Below are 16,454 nucleotides of genomic sequence, written 5' to 3'. Positions count from 1 at the left end.
GAGCAGACGATGAAAATCATGATTTGCCCGCTCAACGGGCCGCGCAATATCAGCGAGTTCACCTACGGCGGTGAATTCAAACCGATGCCCGACCCGCTGACCTGCAGCGATGCCGAATGGGCCGACTACGTGTTCAACACCGACAACCTCGCCGGTGTGGTGCGCGAATGGTGGATGCACACGCCGTCCAGTTACTGGTTCCTCGCCGAACGCCACACGGTCACCGACGAGATCCTGCGCACCTTCGATCCGCGCGAAGTGTTCACTACCCGCGTCGACTTCACCACCGCCAAGGAGATCGCCGGATGAACCGCCTCCCCGCCCCCATGGGCCTGCTGATCCAGCGTGACCAGCCACTCGATTTCAGTTTCGACGGCCTGCCCTATCAAGGTTTGCAGGGCGACAGCATCGCCAGCGCGCTGCTCGCCAACGGGCGCTTCCTGATGTCGCGTTCGTTCAAGTACCACCGCCCACGCGGCCCATTGACCATGGCCGGCCATGACGCCAACAGCCTGGTGCAACTGCCCCGCGAACCCAACGTATTGGCCGATGCCCACGCGCTGTCCGCCGGCTTGGCGGTGACGGCGCAGAACGTCAACGGCTCGCTGGATAACGACAAGGACGCCTACCTCGGCAAGTTCTCCAAGTTCATGCCAGTGGGTTTCTACTACCGTTCGTTCTACAAGCCCAAAGGCATGTGGAAAGTCTGGGAACCGATCATCCGCAAAAAGGCCGGCCTGGGCGTGCTCGACCTGACGTTCCAACCCGAGTACTACGACAAGGCCTACCTGTTCACCGACCTCGCCGTGATCGGCGCCGGCCCCGCTGGCTTGCAGGCCGCGCTGACCGCCGCGAATGCCGGCGCCAAGGTGCTGCTGATCGAGCAGCAGCCTATTCTCGGCGGGTCGCTGACCTACGCGCGCTTCGATATTGCCGGCACCCGTGCCGACACCCTGCGCCGCGAGTTGCTCGGCGCGGTGCAGCAACACGCGAATATCCAGGTGCTCACCGACGCCACCTGCAATGCCTGGTTCACCGACAACTACCTGCCGGTGATCCAGGGCAAGCGCTTGTACAAAGTGCGCGCACAACAGTGCCTGGTGTGCAGCGGTTCGTTCGACCAACCGGTGGTCTTCCGCAACAACGACCTGCCGGGGGTGATGCTCACCAGCGCCGCGCAACGCCTGATGAAGCTCTATGCGGTCAAGCCCGGCAAGCGCGCAGTGGTACTCACCGGCAACGATGACGGCTACCTCGCCGCCCTCGACCTGCATGACCAGGGCGTGGACGTGGCCGCCGTGATCGACCTGCGTCACGCCCCGGCGGACAAAGCCCTGCCGGGTGCCCTGGCCCAGCGCAAGATCCCGTGCCTGAGCAACAGCACCGTGTTCGAGGCCCTGCATGAAAAAGGCCTGCGCCATGTGAAAGGCGTCGATGTGCGCCAGATCACCGGCCAGGGCCAGGTCAGCGCCAGCGGGCAAGTGATCGACTGCGACCTGCTGTGCATGTCGGCCGGTTATATGCCGGTCTATCAGCTGCTATGCCAGGCCGGTGGCAAGCTGGCCTATGACGACTCGCGGGCGGAGTTCAGCCTCAGTGGCCTGCCGCGCAACCTGGGCGTGGCCGGTTCCGTACACGGTCGGCATCAACTGGACAATGTGCTGGCGGATGGGTCCAACGCCGCCGCCGACAGCCTGTGCGCCCTCGGTTTGAACAGCCCGAGCCCGCCTGCAGCGCTGCGCAGCGAAGCCCAGGTCAACTTCCACTGGCCGATCTTCCCGCACCCCAAGGGCAAGGATTTCGTCGACTTCGACGAAGACCTGCAAGTGGCGGATATCGTCAACGCCACCCGCATCGGCTACCGCGATGTGCAGTTGGTCAAGCGTTACTCCACGGTCGGCATGGGTCCGTCCCAGGGACGTCACTCGGCGCTGCCGACCGCACGGCTGGTGGCCTGGGCGACCCAGCGCACGATCAGCGAAACCGGGGTCACCACCGCACGCCCGCCGTTCGTGGCGGAGAAACTCGCCCATGTCGCCGGACGCGCCTTCGACCCCTACCGCCAAACGCCGATGCACGCGCGCCATGTGCAAGCCGGGGCGAAGATGATGCCCGCCGGTATCTGGCAGCGCCCGGCCTATTACGGCAAGCCCCAGGACCGCGAAGCGTGCATGCAGGCCGAAGCGCTGCATGTGCGTAACAAGGTCGGGCTGATCGATGTGTCCACACTCGGTGGCCTGGACGTGCGCGGCCCGGACGCCGCCGAATTGCTCAACCGCATGTACACCTTCGTGTTCCTCAAGCAGCCGGTGGGCCGTTCGCGTTATGCGCTGATGACCAACGAACACGGCGTGGTGATCGACGACGGCGTGTGCGCGCGGCTGGCCGACAAGCATTTCTACGTCACCGCCACCACCAGCGGCGTCGACCGCATCTACCAGCAGATGCTCAAGTGGAACGCACAGTGGCGCCTGGACGTGGACGTGACCAACGTCACGGCAGCGATCTGTGCGGTGAACGTGGCCGGGCCGGATTCGCGCAAGGTGCTGGAGCAGGTGTGCAACGACCTCGACCTCAGTGCCGAAGGCTTCCCCTACCTGGGCGTGCGCCAGGGCACGGTGGCCGGGATCAAGGCGCGCTTGCTGCGGGTCGGGTTTGTCGGCGAGCTGGGCTATGAAATCCACGTACCGGCACGCCACGGCCTGGCGTTGTGGGACGCGTTGATGACGGCCGGCAAGGCCTTTGACATTCGCCCCTTCGGCGTCGAAACCCAACGCCTGCTGCGCCTGGAAAAAGGCCACGTGATCATCAGCCAGGACACCGACGGCATGACTCACCCGGCAGAAATCGACATGGGCTGGGCGGTCAGCCGCAACAAGCCGTTCTTCGTCGGCCGCCGCTCGGTGGACATCCTCGAAGCCCAGCCGCTGAAACGCAAACTGGTGGGCTTCAGCCTGCCCAAGGGCTGCGTGCAACCGCTGGAAGGCCACCTGGTACTCAACGGCGCGGACATCAGCGGCAACGTCACCTCCTGCGAATACTCCACCAGCCTGGGCCGCATCATCGGCCTGGCCTACGCCGGGATCGACCAGAGCACACCGGGGCAGCGCATTCCGATTCGCGTCGAGGGCGGCATCGTCGTCCAGGCCGAGGTGGTGCAACTGCCGTTCTTCGACCCCACCAACCAACGCCAGGAGGGTTAAGCCATGACCAGTCTGAAAGCCCACGAATTGTTCACGCCGCCCTGCCAGTTGCAGGACCAGACCGACCTGCCCCGGGTCGGCTTTCGCGGCGCACAAAGCGCCGAGTACCTCACGGCGCGCGGCTTCACGTTGCCGGGCGCGCCCAACCAAGCCAGCGCACAAGCGGACGGCAGCTGGGTGGCGCGCCTGTCGCAGAACGAATACCTGGTGCTGGGCAGCCCGCAGGATCAGGGGCAACGGATTGCCGATGAAGAAGCGCGTTGGGAACTGGACCACCGTGCCAATTACCTGCTGCCGCGCCAGGACAGCCATGCCTGCGTGCGGCTCAGCGGGGGGGTGATTGCGCGGGTGATGGCCAAGCTGTGCGGGGTTGACTTGAGTGACCCGGCGTTCAAGCCCGGGATGGTGGCGCAGACGTCAGTGGCGCGGGTCAATGCGATTGTCATCCACACAGGGAGTGTGGAGCTGCCGGCGTTTCATATCCTCTGGGATCGCGCCTCGAAGGAATACTTCGAGGGCGCGTTGCGGGATGCGTTGGAGGAGTTCGGCGGAGTGGCTCAGTCGGTGTAGCCCAACCGCGCCGCCCTGACCTTCCGGGTGTGTTGACGTGTCGCCAGGCAGTAATACAACGGGCACGTCACCACCAGTCCCACCAGCCACGACAGGTCCGCGCCTTCCACCAGGTTGGCCCACGGCCCCACATACAGCGACGTATTGGCAAACGGCAGTTGCACGATGATGCCGATGAAGTACGCCACGATCGCATGCAGGTTGAAACGCCCATACACCCCGCCATCGGCCCGGAAGATCGAGGCAATGTCATAGACCCCGCGCTTGATGACGTAGAAGTCGATCAGGTTGATCGACGCCCACGGCACCAGCACCAGCAACAGCGCGAGGATCAGGCCGATAAATTGCGAGATGAAGTCCGCCGAGGCACCCAACGCCACCACGCAGCAACCGGCCAGGACCACGCCCGACAGCAGCACGCGCACCTTGATGCTCGGGGTCCACTGGCTGGCGAAGGTCTGCACCGAGGTGATGATCGACAGCACCGCGCCGTACAGATTCAGGGCGTTGTGGCTGATGATATTGAGCAGGAACAGCACCATCAGGATCGGCCCCAGCCAGCCGGTGGCTTGCTTGACCGCGACCATGGCTTCGGTGCCTTCGGGCGTGGCCAGTGCAGCTACCAGGCCAAAGGCGAAGGACAGGATGGTACCAAGGGTGGCGCCCAAGTAGGTCGCAATGAACGGCCGGGTGATGCCGATATCCGCCGGCAGGTAGCGCGAGTAGTCGCTGGTGTAGGGCGAAAAGCTGATCTGCCAGATCACCCCCAGCGACACGGTGGCCAACCAGCCAGCGGCGTTGAAGCCGCCACGGGTCAGGAAATCTGCCGGCAAGTCATGGGCGAAGATGTAGATAAAACCGGCCAGCAACGCGCTGCCCATCACCCAGGTGCCGATGCGGTTGAGGGTATGGATAAAGCGGTAGCCGATCACGCCGATGGCGGTGGCGCTGAGGGCGCCGATCAGGATGCTCGCCGGCACCGGCACCGACGGCACGATGCCAACGATGGACTTGCCGGCCAGGACGATATTGGAGATGAAAAATCCGATGTAGATCAGCGCGGCAAAGAACACGATCAACAGCGCGCCGTAACGGCCGAACTGGCCACGGCTCTGCACCATCTGCGGGATGCCCATGCGCGGGCCCTGGGCCGATGCGAGGGCAATCACGATGCCGCCGAGCAAATGCCCGAGGGCAATCGCCAGCAGGCCCCACGCCAGATTGAGATGGAACACCTGGGCCACCATGGCACCGGTGACGATCGGCAGTGGTGCGATGTTGGTGCTGAACCATAAGGTGAACAGGTCGCGGGCCTTTCCATGGCGCTCTGCGAGGGGGACGTAATCGACCGTGTGATGCTCGATCAGGGGGTCTTGCCGGGACATCTGGGGCATGGAAATGAACTCGCGTTTGTCTGATCTTATAGTTGTTTGACGTCAAACCGGGGGAGCTCTCTGGCCGCCCCTCAGATGAACACCATATTATGGTATTCCAACATTTTCACAAGACTGATCCGCTGGTTTTACCTGCAACTGATCCGGTTCCTTGTCGTATTGATTCCTTGATTTTTAAACCTAAAACCCCGTATTCATTGAATATTTCGCCACAAAAGACGTTTATCAGGGATTTAAAAAAGCGCTTGCAAGCTTTGTATTACGGTATACCATCATACCTACAACCCGATAAAAACCGTTTCACCGCCAGAGGACCGTCACATGATCGATGCCACCATCTACAAACAAGTGATGGGTTCGTTTCCTTCCGGGGTCACCGTGATTACCACGCTCGATGACGACGGGCAGATCGTCGGCCTCACCGCCAGCGCGTTCAGCTCGCTGTCCATGGACCCGGCCCTGGTGCTGTTCTGCCCCAATTACAGCTCCGACTCCTATCCCATTCTGATCAAGAACAGGCACTTTGCCATCCACGTCTTGTCGGGCGGACAGCAAAATGAAGCCTACGCCTTCGCGCGCAAGGGCAAAGACAAGGCCCAAGGCATCGAATGGACGCTCAGCGCACTGGGCAACCCGATCCTGGCGAATGCCACTGCAGTGATCGAGTGTGAGCTGTGGCGCGAATATGAAGGCGGCGACCACGCGATTATGGTCGGCTCGGTAAAGAACCTGATCGTGCCAGAGCAGGCCAATGGTCCACTGGTGTATTGCCACGGCAAAATGGGTACCCTGCCCGTGCCTGCCTGACCCTCCCTGCAAACCCGGTATTTGCGGAAAATAACAACAGATTAGAGGTAAGCGTCATGAAGTTTTCCCTGTTCGTACACATGGAGCGTTGGGACGAAAGTGTCAGCCACCGCCAGTTGTTCGAAGACTTGACCGAACTGACCCTGATGGCCGAGGCCGGCGGTTTCAGCACCGTATGGATTGGCGAACACCACGCCATGGAATACACCATCTCGCCGAGCCCGATGCCGCTGCTGGCTTACCTCGCGGCCAAGACCACCACCATTCACCTGGGCGCCGGGACCATCATCGCGCCGTTCTGGCACCCGCTGCGGGTGGCGGGCGAATGCGCCTTGCTCGACGTGATCAGCAACGGACGCATGGAAGTCGGCCTGGCCCGTGGTGCTTACCAGGTCGAATTCGACCGCATGGCCGGCGGCATGCCCGCTTCCAGCGGCGGCCAGGCGCTGCGTGAGATGGTGCCGGTGGTGCGTGCGTTGTGGAAAGGCGACTACGCCCACGACGGCGACATCTGGAAATTCCCCACCTCCACCAGCGTGCCCAAGCCGATCCAGCAGCCCAACCCGCCGATGTGGATCGCCGCCCGCGACCCGGACTCGCACAACTTCGCAGTAGCCAACGGCTGCAACGTGATGGTCACGCCGCTGATGAAGGGCGACGAAGAAGTCCTCGACCTGAAAAACAAATTCCAGGCCGCCCTCGACAACAATCCCGGCGTACCGCGCCCGCAACTGATGGTGCTGCGCCACACCCACGTGCATGCCGCCGATGATCCGGACGGCTGGAAAGTCGGGGCCAAGGCGATCTCGAAGTTCTATCGCACCTTCGATGCCTGGTTCGGCAATAAAGAGGTGCCGGTGAATGGCTTCCTGGCACCGAGCCCGGAAGAAAAATTCGCTGCCCGCCCAGAGTTCGAGCTGGAAAGCCTGCACAGGACCGCAATGATCGGCACCGCCGAAGAAATCATCCCGCGCATCCGCTACTACCAGGAACTGGGCGTGGATGAGTTCAGCTTCTGGTGCGACAACAGCCTGCCCCATGCCGAGAAGAAGAAGTCGTTGGCGCTGTTTATCGAACAGGTGGTGCCGGCGTTTCGTTGATCGCTTGCAGGCGTCGCGCCAAACAGGTGCGACGCCTGCCCGCCCGGTCATCAACTGAACAGTTCGACACCCAATTGGAACGCGACCCACAGCGCCAGCCCCGTGGCGAAGAGCAGCGCAATGTTCTCGAACAGGTTATTGCGGTATTCCTTGCTCAGCAGCGACTTCTGGTTGGACATAATCAGCAAGCCGAGGGAAATTACCGGCAGGCCAATGATGTTCAACGCGCTGACGCCGATGGTCAGCGTGACAAAGTCCGGCATGCCCGGCAGCGACCAGATCAGCGGGGTCACCAGGATGAACAACATGAACCACTTGTGCATCGGGTCATGGTGGAACTCTTTGCCGTAACGCTCCCGGCGTCCAGGCCGTACGTGCTGGAAGGCATCGGTGATCAGCATCGGAAACGCCGTGGTTTTGCCGGAGATGCTGGCAAACAGCGTAGCGAATACACCGATAAAGAAAATGTACCAGCCGATCGGCCCGAAGAAGATTTCGAGCGCCTTGCCCAGGTCGCCCAAGGTCTTCACTTCAATGCCGTTGGGCCGCAGGATCTCGGCGCCCACAATCCAGATCGCCAGATTGATCACAATGCCGACGAAGACGGCGAATAGCAGGTCGTTACGCTGGATGCGCTTGTGCTGTGGGCCGACCCAGCCTTTCTGGCGCATGACATAAGGGTGCACGAAGTTGGCAATCGAGCCCGCCACCGCGCCGATCACCGAGACAGCCACCAGCAACGCCCCGTGTACGCCCTCATCCGGCGGAATGCTGAAACCAATAGTCCCTTTGACAATGCCCGCCATATCCGGCCCGGACATCACCGCCAAGGCAATGAACGCCAGGGTCATGATTGCCAACAGGCCTTTCATCACGCCTTCGATCATCGAATAGATATTGCGCCCCACCAGCAGCCACACCGCCAGCACCACCGCCACCGAACACAGCAGCGCATAGTCGGTCTTGAACAGCATGGCCAGGGCTTCACCCGCCCCCTTGATCATGTAGGCATTCATCAAATGCCCCATCAGCAGCGCATACACCAGCAGGAACCAGGCGAAGAACGGGTTCAACTGGGCATAACCCTGAAGGATCGTCATGCCTTGGTTATTGCACAGTTGAAAGCGCGCAATGATGTTGACGATCAGGTACCTGAGCAGCAGGGACACTGCCAGCACCCACATCATGGCGTAGCCGTAATTCGCGCCGGCAACGGAGGAAGTAATCAAATCGCCTGCCCCCAGCCAAGACAGGACGGCGATCACGCCTGGGCCTAATAACTTGAGTAGTCGTACAACATGGCCGCTTACGGGTGCGGCAGACTTGCCTTCTATCGAAGGGAAATCGGTCATAGGGGAGTCTCCGTTGTTGTTTTTGTGAGAGCGGAGATAGTCGAACACAATTGATACGACGTCGTATAACCAATCAGGGCGGGTATGTATTAATAAATGTTTCCTGGCGGGCGCCCCCCCCTTGAGTGCTGATTGACCGGACAGAAAGAGGATTGGATCGCTGTGCACACGGCAAAATGTACTATCTGGTTACTTATATTGCTAAAATCGCGTCTTTGCCCTCTCTCACTCGAGTCCTTTCGACATGAAACGAGCATCGCGCGCCACTGGCGTCTCTAGATTCCTACTCCTGGGCCTGGGTGTAATCATCGCCCTGCTCGGCCTCGCGCTGGCCGTTGGCGGCGCCAAACTGGTGAGCCTCGGCGGTTCCTGGTACTTCCTGATCGGCGGCGTGGCCATGGCGGTTTCCGGCCTGTTGATTGCCCGGCGCAACACCGCCGGCGCATGGTTGTTCGCCGCGTTCCTGATCGGCACGGCCATCTGGGCGGTGGCGGATGTGGGCCTGGTGTTCTGGCCGCTGTTCTCGCGGCTGTTCATGTTTGCGGCCATCGGCCTGGTGGTGGCGCTGGTGTATCCGCTGCTGGCCGGCCGGCCCGCGCGCGGTGCCTATGGCGTTGCCGCCGTGTTGGCGGTGGGCGTGGCGGTGGCGGCGGGCAATATGTTCGTCGCCCATCCCAGCGTCGCGCGGACCGGTGCGGGCCCAGGCATCACGCCCGTGGCCGCGGCCGACGCGCAGAAAGACTGGGCCCACTACGGCAACACCGAAGGTGGCAGCCGCTTCGCTGCGCTGGACCAGATCAATCGCGACAACATTAACCAGCTCAAAGTGGCCTGGACCTATCACACCGGTGACGTGGCCCTCAGCGACGGCAACGGTGCCGAAGACCAGCTGACGCCCCTGCAGATCGGCAACAAAGTGTTTATCTGCACGCCCCACAACAACCTGATCGCCCTCGACGCCGACACCGGCAAAGAGCTGTGGAAGAACGAAGTCAACGCCAAGTCGGCGGTGTGGCAGCGTTGCCGGGGCATGGCGTATTTCGACGCCACCGCGCCGATTGCCCAGCCGACCCAGCCCAACAGCTCGCCGATCATCGCCGCCAGCGTTCCCGCCGGTGCGCAGTGCCAGCGTCGCTTGCTGACCAACACCATCGATGCACGGCTGATCGCCGTGGATGCCGACACCGGCAAATTCTGCGAAGACTTCGGCACCCATGGCCAGGTGGACCTGAAAGCCGGCCTGGGCAATGTGCCGGACAGCTACTACCAGCTGTCGTCCGCACCGTTGATCGCCGGCACCACCGTGGTGGTCGGTGGTCGCGTCGCGGATAACGTCCAAACCGACATGCCCGGCGGTGTGATCCGTGGCTTCGATGTGATCAGCGGGCAAATGCGCTGGGCCTTCGACCCGGGCAACCCGGAAGACAAACAGGCCCCGACCGGCGACAAGACCTACGTGCGCAGTACACCGAACAGCTGGGCGCCGATGTCCTACGACCCGTTGATGAACACGGTCTTCCTGCCGATGGGCAGCTCGTCCACCGACATCTACGGTGTGGAACGCACTCAGCTCAACCACAAATACGGCGCTTCGGTATTGGCGCTGGATGCCTCTACCGGTGCTGAAAAGTGGGTGTACCAGACCGTCCACAATGACCTGTGGGACTTCGACCTGCCGATGCAACCGAGCCTGATCGACTTCACCCCACCGGGCAGTGACAAGGCGGTACCCGCAGTGGTAATCGGCACCAAGGCCGGGCAGATCTATGTACTCGACCGCGCCACCGGACAGCCGCTGACCGAGGTCAAGGAAGTCCCGGTCAAAGCCGCGAACATCCCCAACGAACCCTACTCGCCGACCCAGCCCAAGTCTGTGGGCATGCCGCAGATCGGCGCGCAGACCCTGAGCGAGTCGGACATGTGGGGCGCCACCCCGTACGACCAGTTGCTGTGCCGCATCGACTTCAAGGGCATGCGCTACGACGGCCTGTACACCGCGCCGGGCACCGATAAATCCCTGAGCTTCCCGGGTTCCCTGGGCGGCATGAACTGGGGCAGTATTTCCACCGACCCGGTGCATGGCTTTATCTTCGTCAACGACATGCGCCTGGGCCTGTGGATCCAGATGCTGCCGTCGCAGAACAAGGCCCAGTCTTCGTCCGGTGGCGAAGCGCTGAACACCGGCATGGGCGCGGTCCCGCTCAAGGGCACGCCGTATGCGGTGAACAAAAACCGCTTCCTGTCGGTGGCCGGCATCCCGTGCCAGGCGCCGCCGTTCGGCACCCTCACAGCCATCGATATGAAGACCCAGAAAGTCGCGTGGCAAGTGCCGGTGGGCACCGTTGAAGACACCGGCCCCCTGGGCATCCGCATGCACCTGCCGATCAAGATCGGCCTGCCGACCCTCGGCGGCACGCTGTCGACCCAGGGCGGCCTGATCTTTATCGCCGGCACCCAGGACTTCTACCTGCGCGCCTTCAACAGCGGCAACGGTGATGAAATCTGGAAGGCCCGCCTGCCCGTCGGCAGCCAGGGCGGCCCGATGACCTACGTGTCGCCGAAAACCGGCAAGCAGTACATCGTGATCACCGCCGGCGGTGCGCGCCAGTCCACCGACCGTGGCGACTATGTGATCGCCTACGCCCTGCCATAACCTCTCTGTCCGCGCGGTGCCCCTGCACCGCGCTCCGGCATCAGCAACTAGCCCCCTCCCACATCGCCTGCATTTCAATAGGTGAGCGGCATCGTTAGTGGCATTTGGTCATGGTTTGTAAAGGGCCAGCAAGTCGGCTCGCTTTTAATTGCAGGACGTTTCCTAGACAATCCCTGCCGCCTTGTGCCTGTTGGAATCGCTGGCTAGTCTGCGGTCCGTCACTGCCAAATCAGTGATCGGGTTTAGTCGCCTGACCTTCCAACGCGTGCATGGTCCTCCATGAGTTTTATGGTGGCTGTGCGCAGGGCACCTTCGGGTGCGCCGGTATTTTCGCGTTGGAGCCGGTCGACTAACCTGCGTACAGCCGCCACCCTCGTTTAGTCGCGAAGGGTGTCGGCCTCTCATCCAACGCGAAGGTACACCATGAATAAAGTTATCCCCGATCCACCCCACGACCCCGCCAAAGACCGCGCCGCCTTCAACCGCGTCATCGACCACTACCTACCCACCCAAGGCCTCCACTCGGTCAACGAAGACCTGAGCTTCGAAGACGCCCTGCTTTACACCGCCAGCTTGCTCGACAGCGCTTCCGCCACGGCGCTGGATTGCGGTGACCTGCTACCAAACCCCGAACGGGCGAAGATTCTGGCCGTGTGGCATTTGCTGGAAATTGCAAAGACCACCGTGGATCGCTCCATCGAATGCCTGAAACCCGCAAAAGCAACTGCCTGAACGCGTTAAAAATGTGGGAGGGGCGGTGCGACGATTCGACTTGCCCCCCTCCCACATGGTGAGCGCTGCAAGTTTCGGCTACTGCGCACAGGTGACGCGAAGCGTCACGGGCTGCATTCCCACGCAGGAGCGTGGGAATGATCTTTGATCATCGAGCCGGGGACATTTCCGGGGGATAACATCGACAGTGCGCTGGTGCCGGGATTGCAGGTCAAGGCGATGTTCTGACTCGCCCGTGCGCAAATCGGCGGATGGTCCCCCCCGGTTTGCGACGGCTAACCCAGTGGAATCGACTTGGCGATAATCTCTCGGGCGTGATTGGCCAGCTGTTTGGCACTCATCGCAACCACCTCCTCGGCCTCAATGGGCGGGTGGGCGATGATGCTGACGTCGGTGCTGCGCAAGGCGTTGTAGGCGATATGGTTGACCGCCGGGCTGATCGTGACGGGAATGATCCCAACCCCGATATCCTTGGCAATCCGAAACGCCCCACTCTTGAAAGGCTGCATCTCCCCGCCATGGTTTCGAGTGCCCTCGGGAAAGATCCACAGCGAAGTATTCTCTGCGACAACCCGCTTGGCGATCTTGCGCAAACTGCCGATGGATGCCCGTGGGCTGTTCCTGTCAATGAACAGACTACCGGTCAGCCAATACAACTGCCCCACCAGTGGCAGCCACTTGAGCGACTGTTTACCGACGATTACCGTGCCGGGGTTGAGCGCATGCGCCACGATCAACACGTCATAGTTGCAGTGGTGGTTGGCCACATAGATGTAAGGCCGGGTGGTGGGAACGCTGTCAAAGCCACGAACATCGACACGCACCCGGAAGATTTTATTGATCACCGAATAGGCCCGGCAGGCCACGTACAGATTTCTATTCTTTGAGGTGTTGATCAACATGTAGAGGCACAAGAACGGAAAGCTCAACACGATCCACAGCAACACCAAAAGCCCTCGGGCCAACGCAATCATAAATTACCCGCTTTACCTGAATCTCTGAGCTTGGTTAACGGGGCTTCTCGAACCTCGTCAGCATTATCCATGCAAGTACAACAAACCTGCGGCGTTTTGAGTAGCTGCCCGAATGGGCAGGTCGATCGCGTTCAACCGCGCGCCCTCCGTCACGCGCACAAGCGGTATAATCGGCGCGCTCCCGTCTGTAACGGGTGCCGACCATGGAAGGGACGATCGGTGAAAGAATGGCGAGAAACCTTGATAGAAGCCGTATCCGGCTGCATGACCGAACATGAACTATTCAATAAAATTCATACGATAACGTCCAACCTGGGCTTCGAGTTCTGTTCTTACGGACTGAAAATCCCGTTGGCCACATCGCAATATGTGCTGATTTCGAACTACCCAGGCGCTTGGGAAAAGAAGTATGTCAGCGAAAATTACTTCTCCCAAGACCCCACCGTTGCCCACGGCCTGACCCGCTCCATCCCGCTGCACTGGTCCGCCGCACAACAGCAACAACAGCACCAGGCCTTCTGGGAGGAGGCGCGCCATTACCAGCTCAACCATGGCTGGTGCCTGTCTTCGCAACGCGGCCCTGACGCGATTGGTTTACTCTCGGTATCGCGCTCCAGTGAATGCATTTCAGCGACTGAACTTGAGCACATCGAGAACAAGTTGACCTGGTTGACGCAGTTGGCGCACGAATCGATGACACGCTTCTTCTCCGACAAATGCCTGCCAGAAATTCACCGCCCCCTGACCGCACGGGAAAAAGAGACCTTGAGGTGGACGGCCATCGGCAAAACCTATATCGAGATCAGCCTGATCCTCAACATCGACACAGGAACCGTGAAGTTTCATCTGGCCAATGCCATGCGCAAACTCCAGGCCCACAACAAAACCCAAGCTGCCGTCAAAGCCTCCTTGCTGGGATTACTCTTTTAGCCCTGCTGGTACTCCCGCGGCGTACAACCAAACTCGCGACGAAACACCGTATGCAGGTACTGCGCCGACTTGAAGCCGCACTTGGCGGCAATATCGGCAATCGCCAGTTCGTGGCTTTCCAGGCCCTTGGCGGCGGCGGCGAGTTTGAAACGCAGGATCTCGTCATGCACGCTGCAGCCGCGCACCTTGCGAAAGTGCGCTTCCAGGGAGGAGCGCGACACGCCGACATAGGCCGCCACCTGCGCGGTCTTGATGCCCTGGCAGGCGTACTGGCGGATAAACAGCAGCGCCTGCATCACGTACGGATTACCCAAGGGTTGATGCAAGCTGGAGGCCTGCACATTGATCGCCTCCGGCGGCACCAGGACCTGCGTGCCCACGCACGGTTTGCCGTGCAGCATCTGGTGCAGCAAGGCGGCGGCCGTGCGCCCCATGGTTTCCGTGCCCTGGATCACCGAACTCAGCGGCACGCGCGTGAGGGTGCGGGTCAGGGGGTCATTGTCGATGCCGATCAATGCGACTTGCTCCGGCACGGCGATGCCGGCGGTGAGGCAGGCTTGCAGCAGTTGTCGGGCGCGGGCGTCGGTGACGGCGATGATGCCGATGGGCTTGGGCAGGCTGTGCAGCCAGGCAATCTGCTGTTCCACCGCGCTGTCCCACAACGGCGCGCTGGTGCCCAGGCCGCGATACACCTCGACGTGCAGACCATCGCGTTGCAGCAGGCGGCGAAAGGCTTTTTCACGCTCCTGGGCCCAGCGATTGGCCTGGGCCTCGGGCAGGCTGAAACAGGCAAATCGGGTCAGCCCGGCCTCGATCAGGTGCTCGTACGCCAGCTTCATCAACTCATGGTTGTCGGTGGCCACGTAGGGAATGCCCTTGGGATAAGCGCGCGCGTCTTCATACGAGCCACCCACCGCCACCACCGGCAACGTGCTGTCGGCCAACGCTTCGCCGATCAGCGGGTCGTCGAAGTCGGCAATGATGCCGTCGCCCTGCCAGCGCTCGATGCCGCGCAGGCGACAGAGGAAATCCTCCTCGAGGAACAAATCCCAGGACGCACGGGTGCTGCTCAGGTAATTGCCGATGCCGGCGATGATGCCGCGGTCGTAGATTTTGCTGCCGTTGAACAACAGGGCAATACGGTGGACGGGCGGTAGGGTTTTCATTGTTTTTGTCCTCGGGCCTGTGGCAACAGACTAGCCCTCGCCGGTCAAAATCGCACCACCCCTTGGTGATTTTCATAATCAGCGGGCCAGGAGCCGTTGCTAGTATCCAGACACCGCCAAGAACAATAAGGAAAACGCCATGCTGTACTTCCCCGGTGTCGAGAAGGTTCGCTTCGAAGGCCCCAGCAGCGATGCCCCCCTCGCCTTTCGCCATTACGACGCCAACAAACTGGTCCTCGGCAAACCGATGCGCGAGCACCTGCGCATGGCCGCGTGTTATTGGCACACCTTCGTGTGGCCTGGCGCCGATATGTTCGGCATGGGCACCTTCAAGCGCCCGTGGCAGCGCAGTGGCGAGCCCATGGACGTGGCCATCGGCAAGGCTGAGGCGGCCTTCGAGTTTTTCTCCAAGCTGGGCATCGACTACTACAGTTTTCACGACACCGATGTGGCGCCGGAAGGCAGTTCGATCAAGGAGTACCGCAACCACTTCGCGCAGATGGTCGACCACCTGGAGCGCCATCAGGAACAGACCGGCATCAAGTTGCTGTGGGGCACCGCCAACTGCTTCAGCAACCCGCGTTTTGCCGCCGGTGCCGCCAGTAACCCGGACCCGGAGGTGTTTGCCTACGCCGCTGCCCAGGTGTTCAGCGCGATGAACGCCACGCTGCGGCTCAAGGGCGCCAACTATGTGCTGTGGGGCGGCCGTGAAGGTTATGAAACCCTGCTCAACACCGACCTCAAGCGCGAGCGCGAACAGCTCGGGCGCTTTATGCGCATGGTGGTGGAGCACAAGCACAAGATCGGCTTCAAGGGCGACCTGCTGATCGAGCCCAAGCCCCAGGAGCCGACCAAGCACCAGTACGACTACGACAGCGCCACGGTGTTCGGCTTTTTGCATGAGTACGGCCTGGAACACGAGATCAAGGTGAACATCGAGGCCAACCACGCCACCCTGGCCGGGCACAGCTTCCACCATGAGATTGCCACGGCCGTGTCCCTGGGCATCTTCGGCAGCATCGACGCCAACCGTGGCGACCCGCAGAACGGCTGGGACACCGACCAATTCCCCAACAGCGTCGAGGAGATGACCCTCGCCACTTATGAAATCCTCAAGGCCGGTGGCTTCAAGAATGGCGGCTACAATTTCGACTCCAAGGTCCGCCGCCAGAGCCTGGACGAGGTCGACCTGTTCCACGGGCATGTCGCCGCCATGGATGTACTCGCCCTGGCGCTCGAACGTGCGGCGGCGATGGTGCAGAACGACCAGTTACAGCAGTTCAAGGACCAGCGCTATGCCGGCTGGCAGCAGCCGCTGGGCCAGGCCGTGCTGGCCGGTGAGTTCAGCCTGGAGTCACTGGCCGAACATGCGTTTGCCCACGAACTGAACCCGCAGGCCGTGAGTGGTCGCCAGGAGATGCTGGAGGGGGTGGTCAACCGGTTTATTTATCGGTGACAGTGTGGCGAGCGGGTTTGTTGTGATGAGTGGGGTTGGTGTGGTGAGAGGCTTATTGTGGTGAGCGGGGTTGGTGTGGTGAGAGGCTTATTGTGGTGAGCGGGCTTGTTGTGGTGA

Annotated in this window: 13 protein-coding genes; 9 read left to right on the top strand and 4 right to left on the bottom strand. The window is 61.4% G+C overall.

Annotated elements, in window-relative coordinates:
• The first annotated feature begins 9 nt into the window (after window positions 1-9).
• Genes F6S08_RS10645 through F6S08_RS10635 form a run of 3 tightly spaced genes read left to right on the top strand, consistent with a single transcriptional unit; the run spans window position 10 to window position 3,773 of the window.
• Window positions 10-309, top strand: a complete 300-nt coding sequence (locus F6S08_RS10645; protein ID WP_065925512.1) for a sarcosine oxidase subunit delta — start codon at window positions 10-12, stop codon at window positions 307-309.
• A complete protein-coding gene (locus F6S08_RS10640; RefSeq protein WP_315871566.1) occupies window positions 306-3,203 on the top strand; it encodes a 2Fe-2S iron-sulfur cluster-binding protein in 2,898 nt (965 codons plus the stop codon). Before F6S08_RS10645 ends, F6S08_RS10640 begins: the two co-directional genes overlap by 4 nt.
• Window positions 3,204-3,206: 3 nt before the next feature.
• Window positions 3,207-3,773, top strand: a complete 567-nt coding sequence (locus F6S08_RS10635; RefSeq protein ID WP_065947956.1) for a sarcosine oxidase subunit gamma — start codon at window positions 3,207-3,209, stop codon at window positions 3,771-3,773.
• Here the strand turns inward: F6S08_RS10635 and F6S08_RS10630 are convergent.
• Window positions 3,761-5,167 carry a purine-cytosine permease family protein gene (locus tag F6S08_RS10630; protein WP_315871565.1) on the bottom strand — a complete coding sequence of 469 codons (1,407 nt, stop codon included), beginning with the start codon at window positions 5,165-5,167 and terminating at the stop codon, window positions 3,761-3,763. The genes F6S08_RS10635 and F6S08_RS10630 overlap by 13 nt on opposite strands.
• A gap of 321 nt (window positions 5,168-5,488) precedes the next feature.
• Here F6S08_RS10630 and F6S08_RS10625 point away from each other — a divergent pair, with 321 nt between their 5' ends.
• Entirely contained in the window at window positions 5,489-5,974 is a 486-nt protein-coding gene (locus F6S08_RS10625; protein ID WP_065925516.1) for a flavin reductase family protein, read from the top strand.
• Between the two features lie 56 nt (window positions 5,975-6,030).
• The gene (locus F6S08_RS10620; protein ID WP_065925517.1) at window positions 6,031-7,074 is read left to right on the top strand and encodes an LLM class flavin-dependent oxidoreductase; all 1,044 of its coding nucleotides are present in this window, start codon (window positions 6,031-6,033) and stop codon (window positions 7,072-7,074) included.
• Between the two features lie 50 nt (window positions 7,075-7,124).
• On the opposite strand, the gene F6S08_RS10615 is transcribed toward F6S08_RS10620, so the two are convergent.
• Window positions 7,125-8,426: an Nramp family divalent metal transporter gene (locus F6S08_RS10615; RefSeq protein WP_074846027.1), complete on the bottom strand. Its 1,302-nt coding sequence runs from the start codon at window positions 8,424-8,426 to the stop codon at window positions 7,125-7,127.
• A gap of 244 nt (window positions 8,427-8,670) precedes the next feature.
• Here F6S08_RS10615 and F6S08_RS10610 point away from each other — a divergent pair, with 244 nt between their 5' ends.
• Together F6S08_RS10610 and F6S08_RS10605 are read left to right on the top strand one after the other, a co-directional pair.
• Window positions 8,671-11,079 carry a glucose/quinate/shikimate family membrane-bound PQQ-dependent dehydrogenase gene (locus F6S08_RS10610; protein WP_315871564.1) on the top strand — a complete coding sequence of 803 codons (2,409 nt, stop codon included), beginning with the start codon at window positions 8,671-8,673 and terminating at the stop codon, window positions 11,077-11,079.
• Window positions 11,080-11,502: 423 nt separating this feature from the next.
• On the top strand, window positions 11,503-11,811 hold the full coding sequence (locus F6S08_RS10605; RefSeq protein ID WP_315338690.1) for a DUF6124 family protein: 309 nt from the start codon (window positions 11,503-11,505) through the stop codon (window positions 11,809-11,811).
• Between the two features lie 275 nt (window positions 11,812-12,086).
• Here F6S08_RS10605 and F6S08_RS10600 read toward each other — a convergent pair whose 3' ends face one another.
• Complete coding sequence (locus F6S08_RS10600) at window positions 12,087-12,785, bottom strand: lysophospholipid acyltransferase family protein (RefSeq protein WP_065947959.1); 699 nt, start codon at window positions 12,783-12,785, stop codon at window positions 12,087-12,089.
• Between the two features lie 219 nt (window positions 12,786-13,004).
• Between F6S08_RS10600 and F6S08_RS10595 the strand changes: the two genes are divergently transcribed.
• On the top strand, window positions 13,005-13,715 hold the full coding sequence (locus F6S08_RS10595) for an autoinducer binding domain-containing protein (RefSeq protein WP_074846021.1): 711 nt from the start codon (window positions 13,005-13,007) through the stop codon (window positions 13,713-13,715).
• On the opposite strand, the gene F6S08_RS10590 is transcribed toward F6S08_RS10595, so the two are convergent.
• Window positions 13,712-14,881, bottom strand: coding sequence for a XylR family transcriptional regulator (locus F6S08_RS10590; protein ID WP_137213126.1), 1,170 nt, complete (start codon window positions 14,879-14,881; stop codon window positions 13,712-13,714). The two genes, F6S08_RS10595 and F6S08_RS10590, sit on opposite strands and share 4 nt — an antisense overlap.
• A 139-nt stretch (window positions 14,882-15,020) precedes the next feature.
• Here F6S08_RS10590 and xylA point away from each other — a divergent pair, with 139 nt between their 5' ends.
• The gene (xylA, locus tag F6S08_RS10585; RefSeq protein WP_065926259.1) at window positions 15,021-16,337 is read left to right on the top strand and encodes a xylose isomerase; all 1,317 of its coding nucleotides are present in this window, start codon (window positions 15,021-15,023) and stop codon (window positions 16,335-16,337) included.
• The last annotated feature ends 117 nt before the right edge of the window (window positions 16,338-16,454 follow it).

It is taken from the genome of Pseudomonas sp. JV449, from assembly GCF_032424295.1.
Taxonomy (GTDB): Bacteria; Pseudomonadota; Gammaproteobacteria; order Pseudomonadales; family Pseudomonadaceae; genus Aquipseudomonas; species Aquipseudomonas marginalis.
This window is presented reverse-complemented; position numbering and strand designations above follow the sequence as displayed.

What these genes read in the sequence shown, in the direction of transcription:
- F6S08_RS10645 (WP_065925512.1), top strand. Translation starts at nt 10, where the DNA reads ATGAAAATCATGATTTGCCCGCTCAACGGGCCGCGCAATATCAGCGAG.
- F6S08_RS10640 (WP_315871566.1), top strand. Translation starts at nt 306, where the DNA reads ATGAACCGCCTCCCCGCCCCCATGGGCCTGCTGATCCAGCGTGACCAG.
- F6S08_RS10635 (WP_065947956.1), top strand. Translation starts at nt 3,207, where the DNA reads ATGACCAGTCTGAAAGCCCACGAATTGTTCACGCCGCCCTGCCAGTTG.
- F6S08_RS10630 (WP_315871565.1), bottom strand. Translation starts at nt 5,167, where the DNA reads ATGCCCCAGATGTCCCGGCAAGACCCCCTGATCGAGCATCACACGGTC.
- F6S08_RS10625 (WP_065925516.1), top strand. Translation starts at nt 5,489, where the DNA reads ATGATCGATGCCACCATCTACAAACAAGTGATGGGTTCGTTTCCTTCC.
- F6S08_RS10620 (WP_065925517.1), top strand. Translation starts at nt 6,031, where the DNA reads ATGAAGTTTTCCCTGTTCGTACACATGGAGCGTTGGGACGAAAGTGTC.
- F6S08_RS10615 (WP_074846027.1), bottom strand. Translation starts at nt 8,426, where the DNA reads ATGACCGATTTCCCTTCGATAGAAGGCAAGTCTGCCGCACCCGTAAGC.
- F6S08_RS10610 (WP_315871564.1), top strand. Translation starts at nt 8,671, where the DNA reads ATGAAACGAGCATCGCGCGCCACTGGCGTCTCTAGATTCCTACTCCTG.
- F6S08_RS10605 (WP_315338690.1), top strand. Translation starts at nt 11,503, where the DNA reads ATGAATAAAGTTATCCCCGATCCACCCCACGACCCCGCCAAAGACCGC.
- F6S08_RS10600 (WP_065947959.1), bottom strand. Translation starts at nt 12,785, where the DNA reads ATGATTGCGTTGGCCCGAGGGCTTTTGGTGTTGCTGTGGATCGTGTTG.
- F6S08_RS10590 (WP_137213126.1), bottom strand. Translation starts at nt 14,881, where the DNA reads ATGAAAACCCTACCGCCCGTCCACCGTATTGCCCTGTTGTTCAACGGC.
- xylA (WP_065926259.1), top strand. Translation starts at nt 15,021, where the DNA reads ATGCTGTACTTCCCCGGTGTCGAGAAGGTTCGCTTCGAAGGCCCCAGC.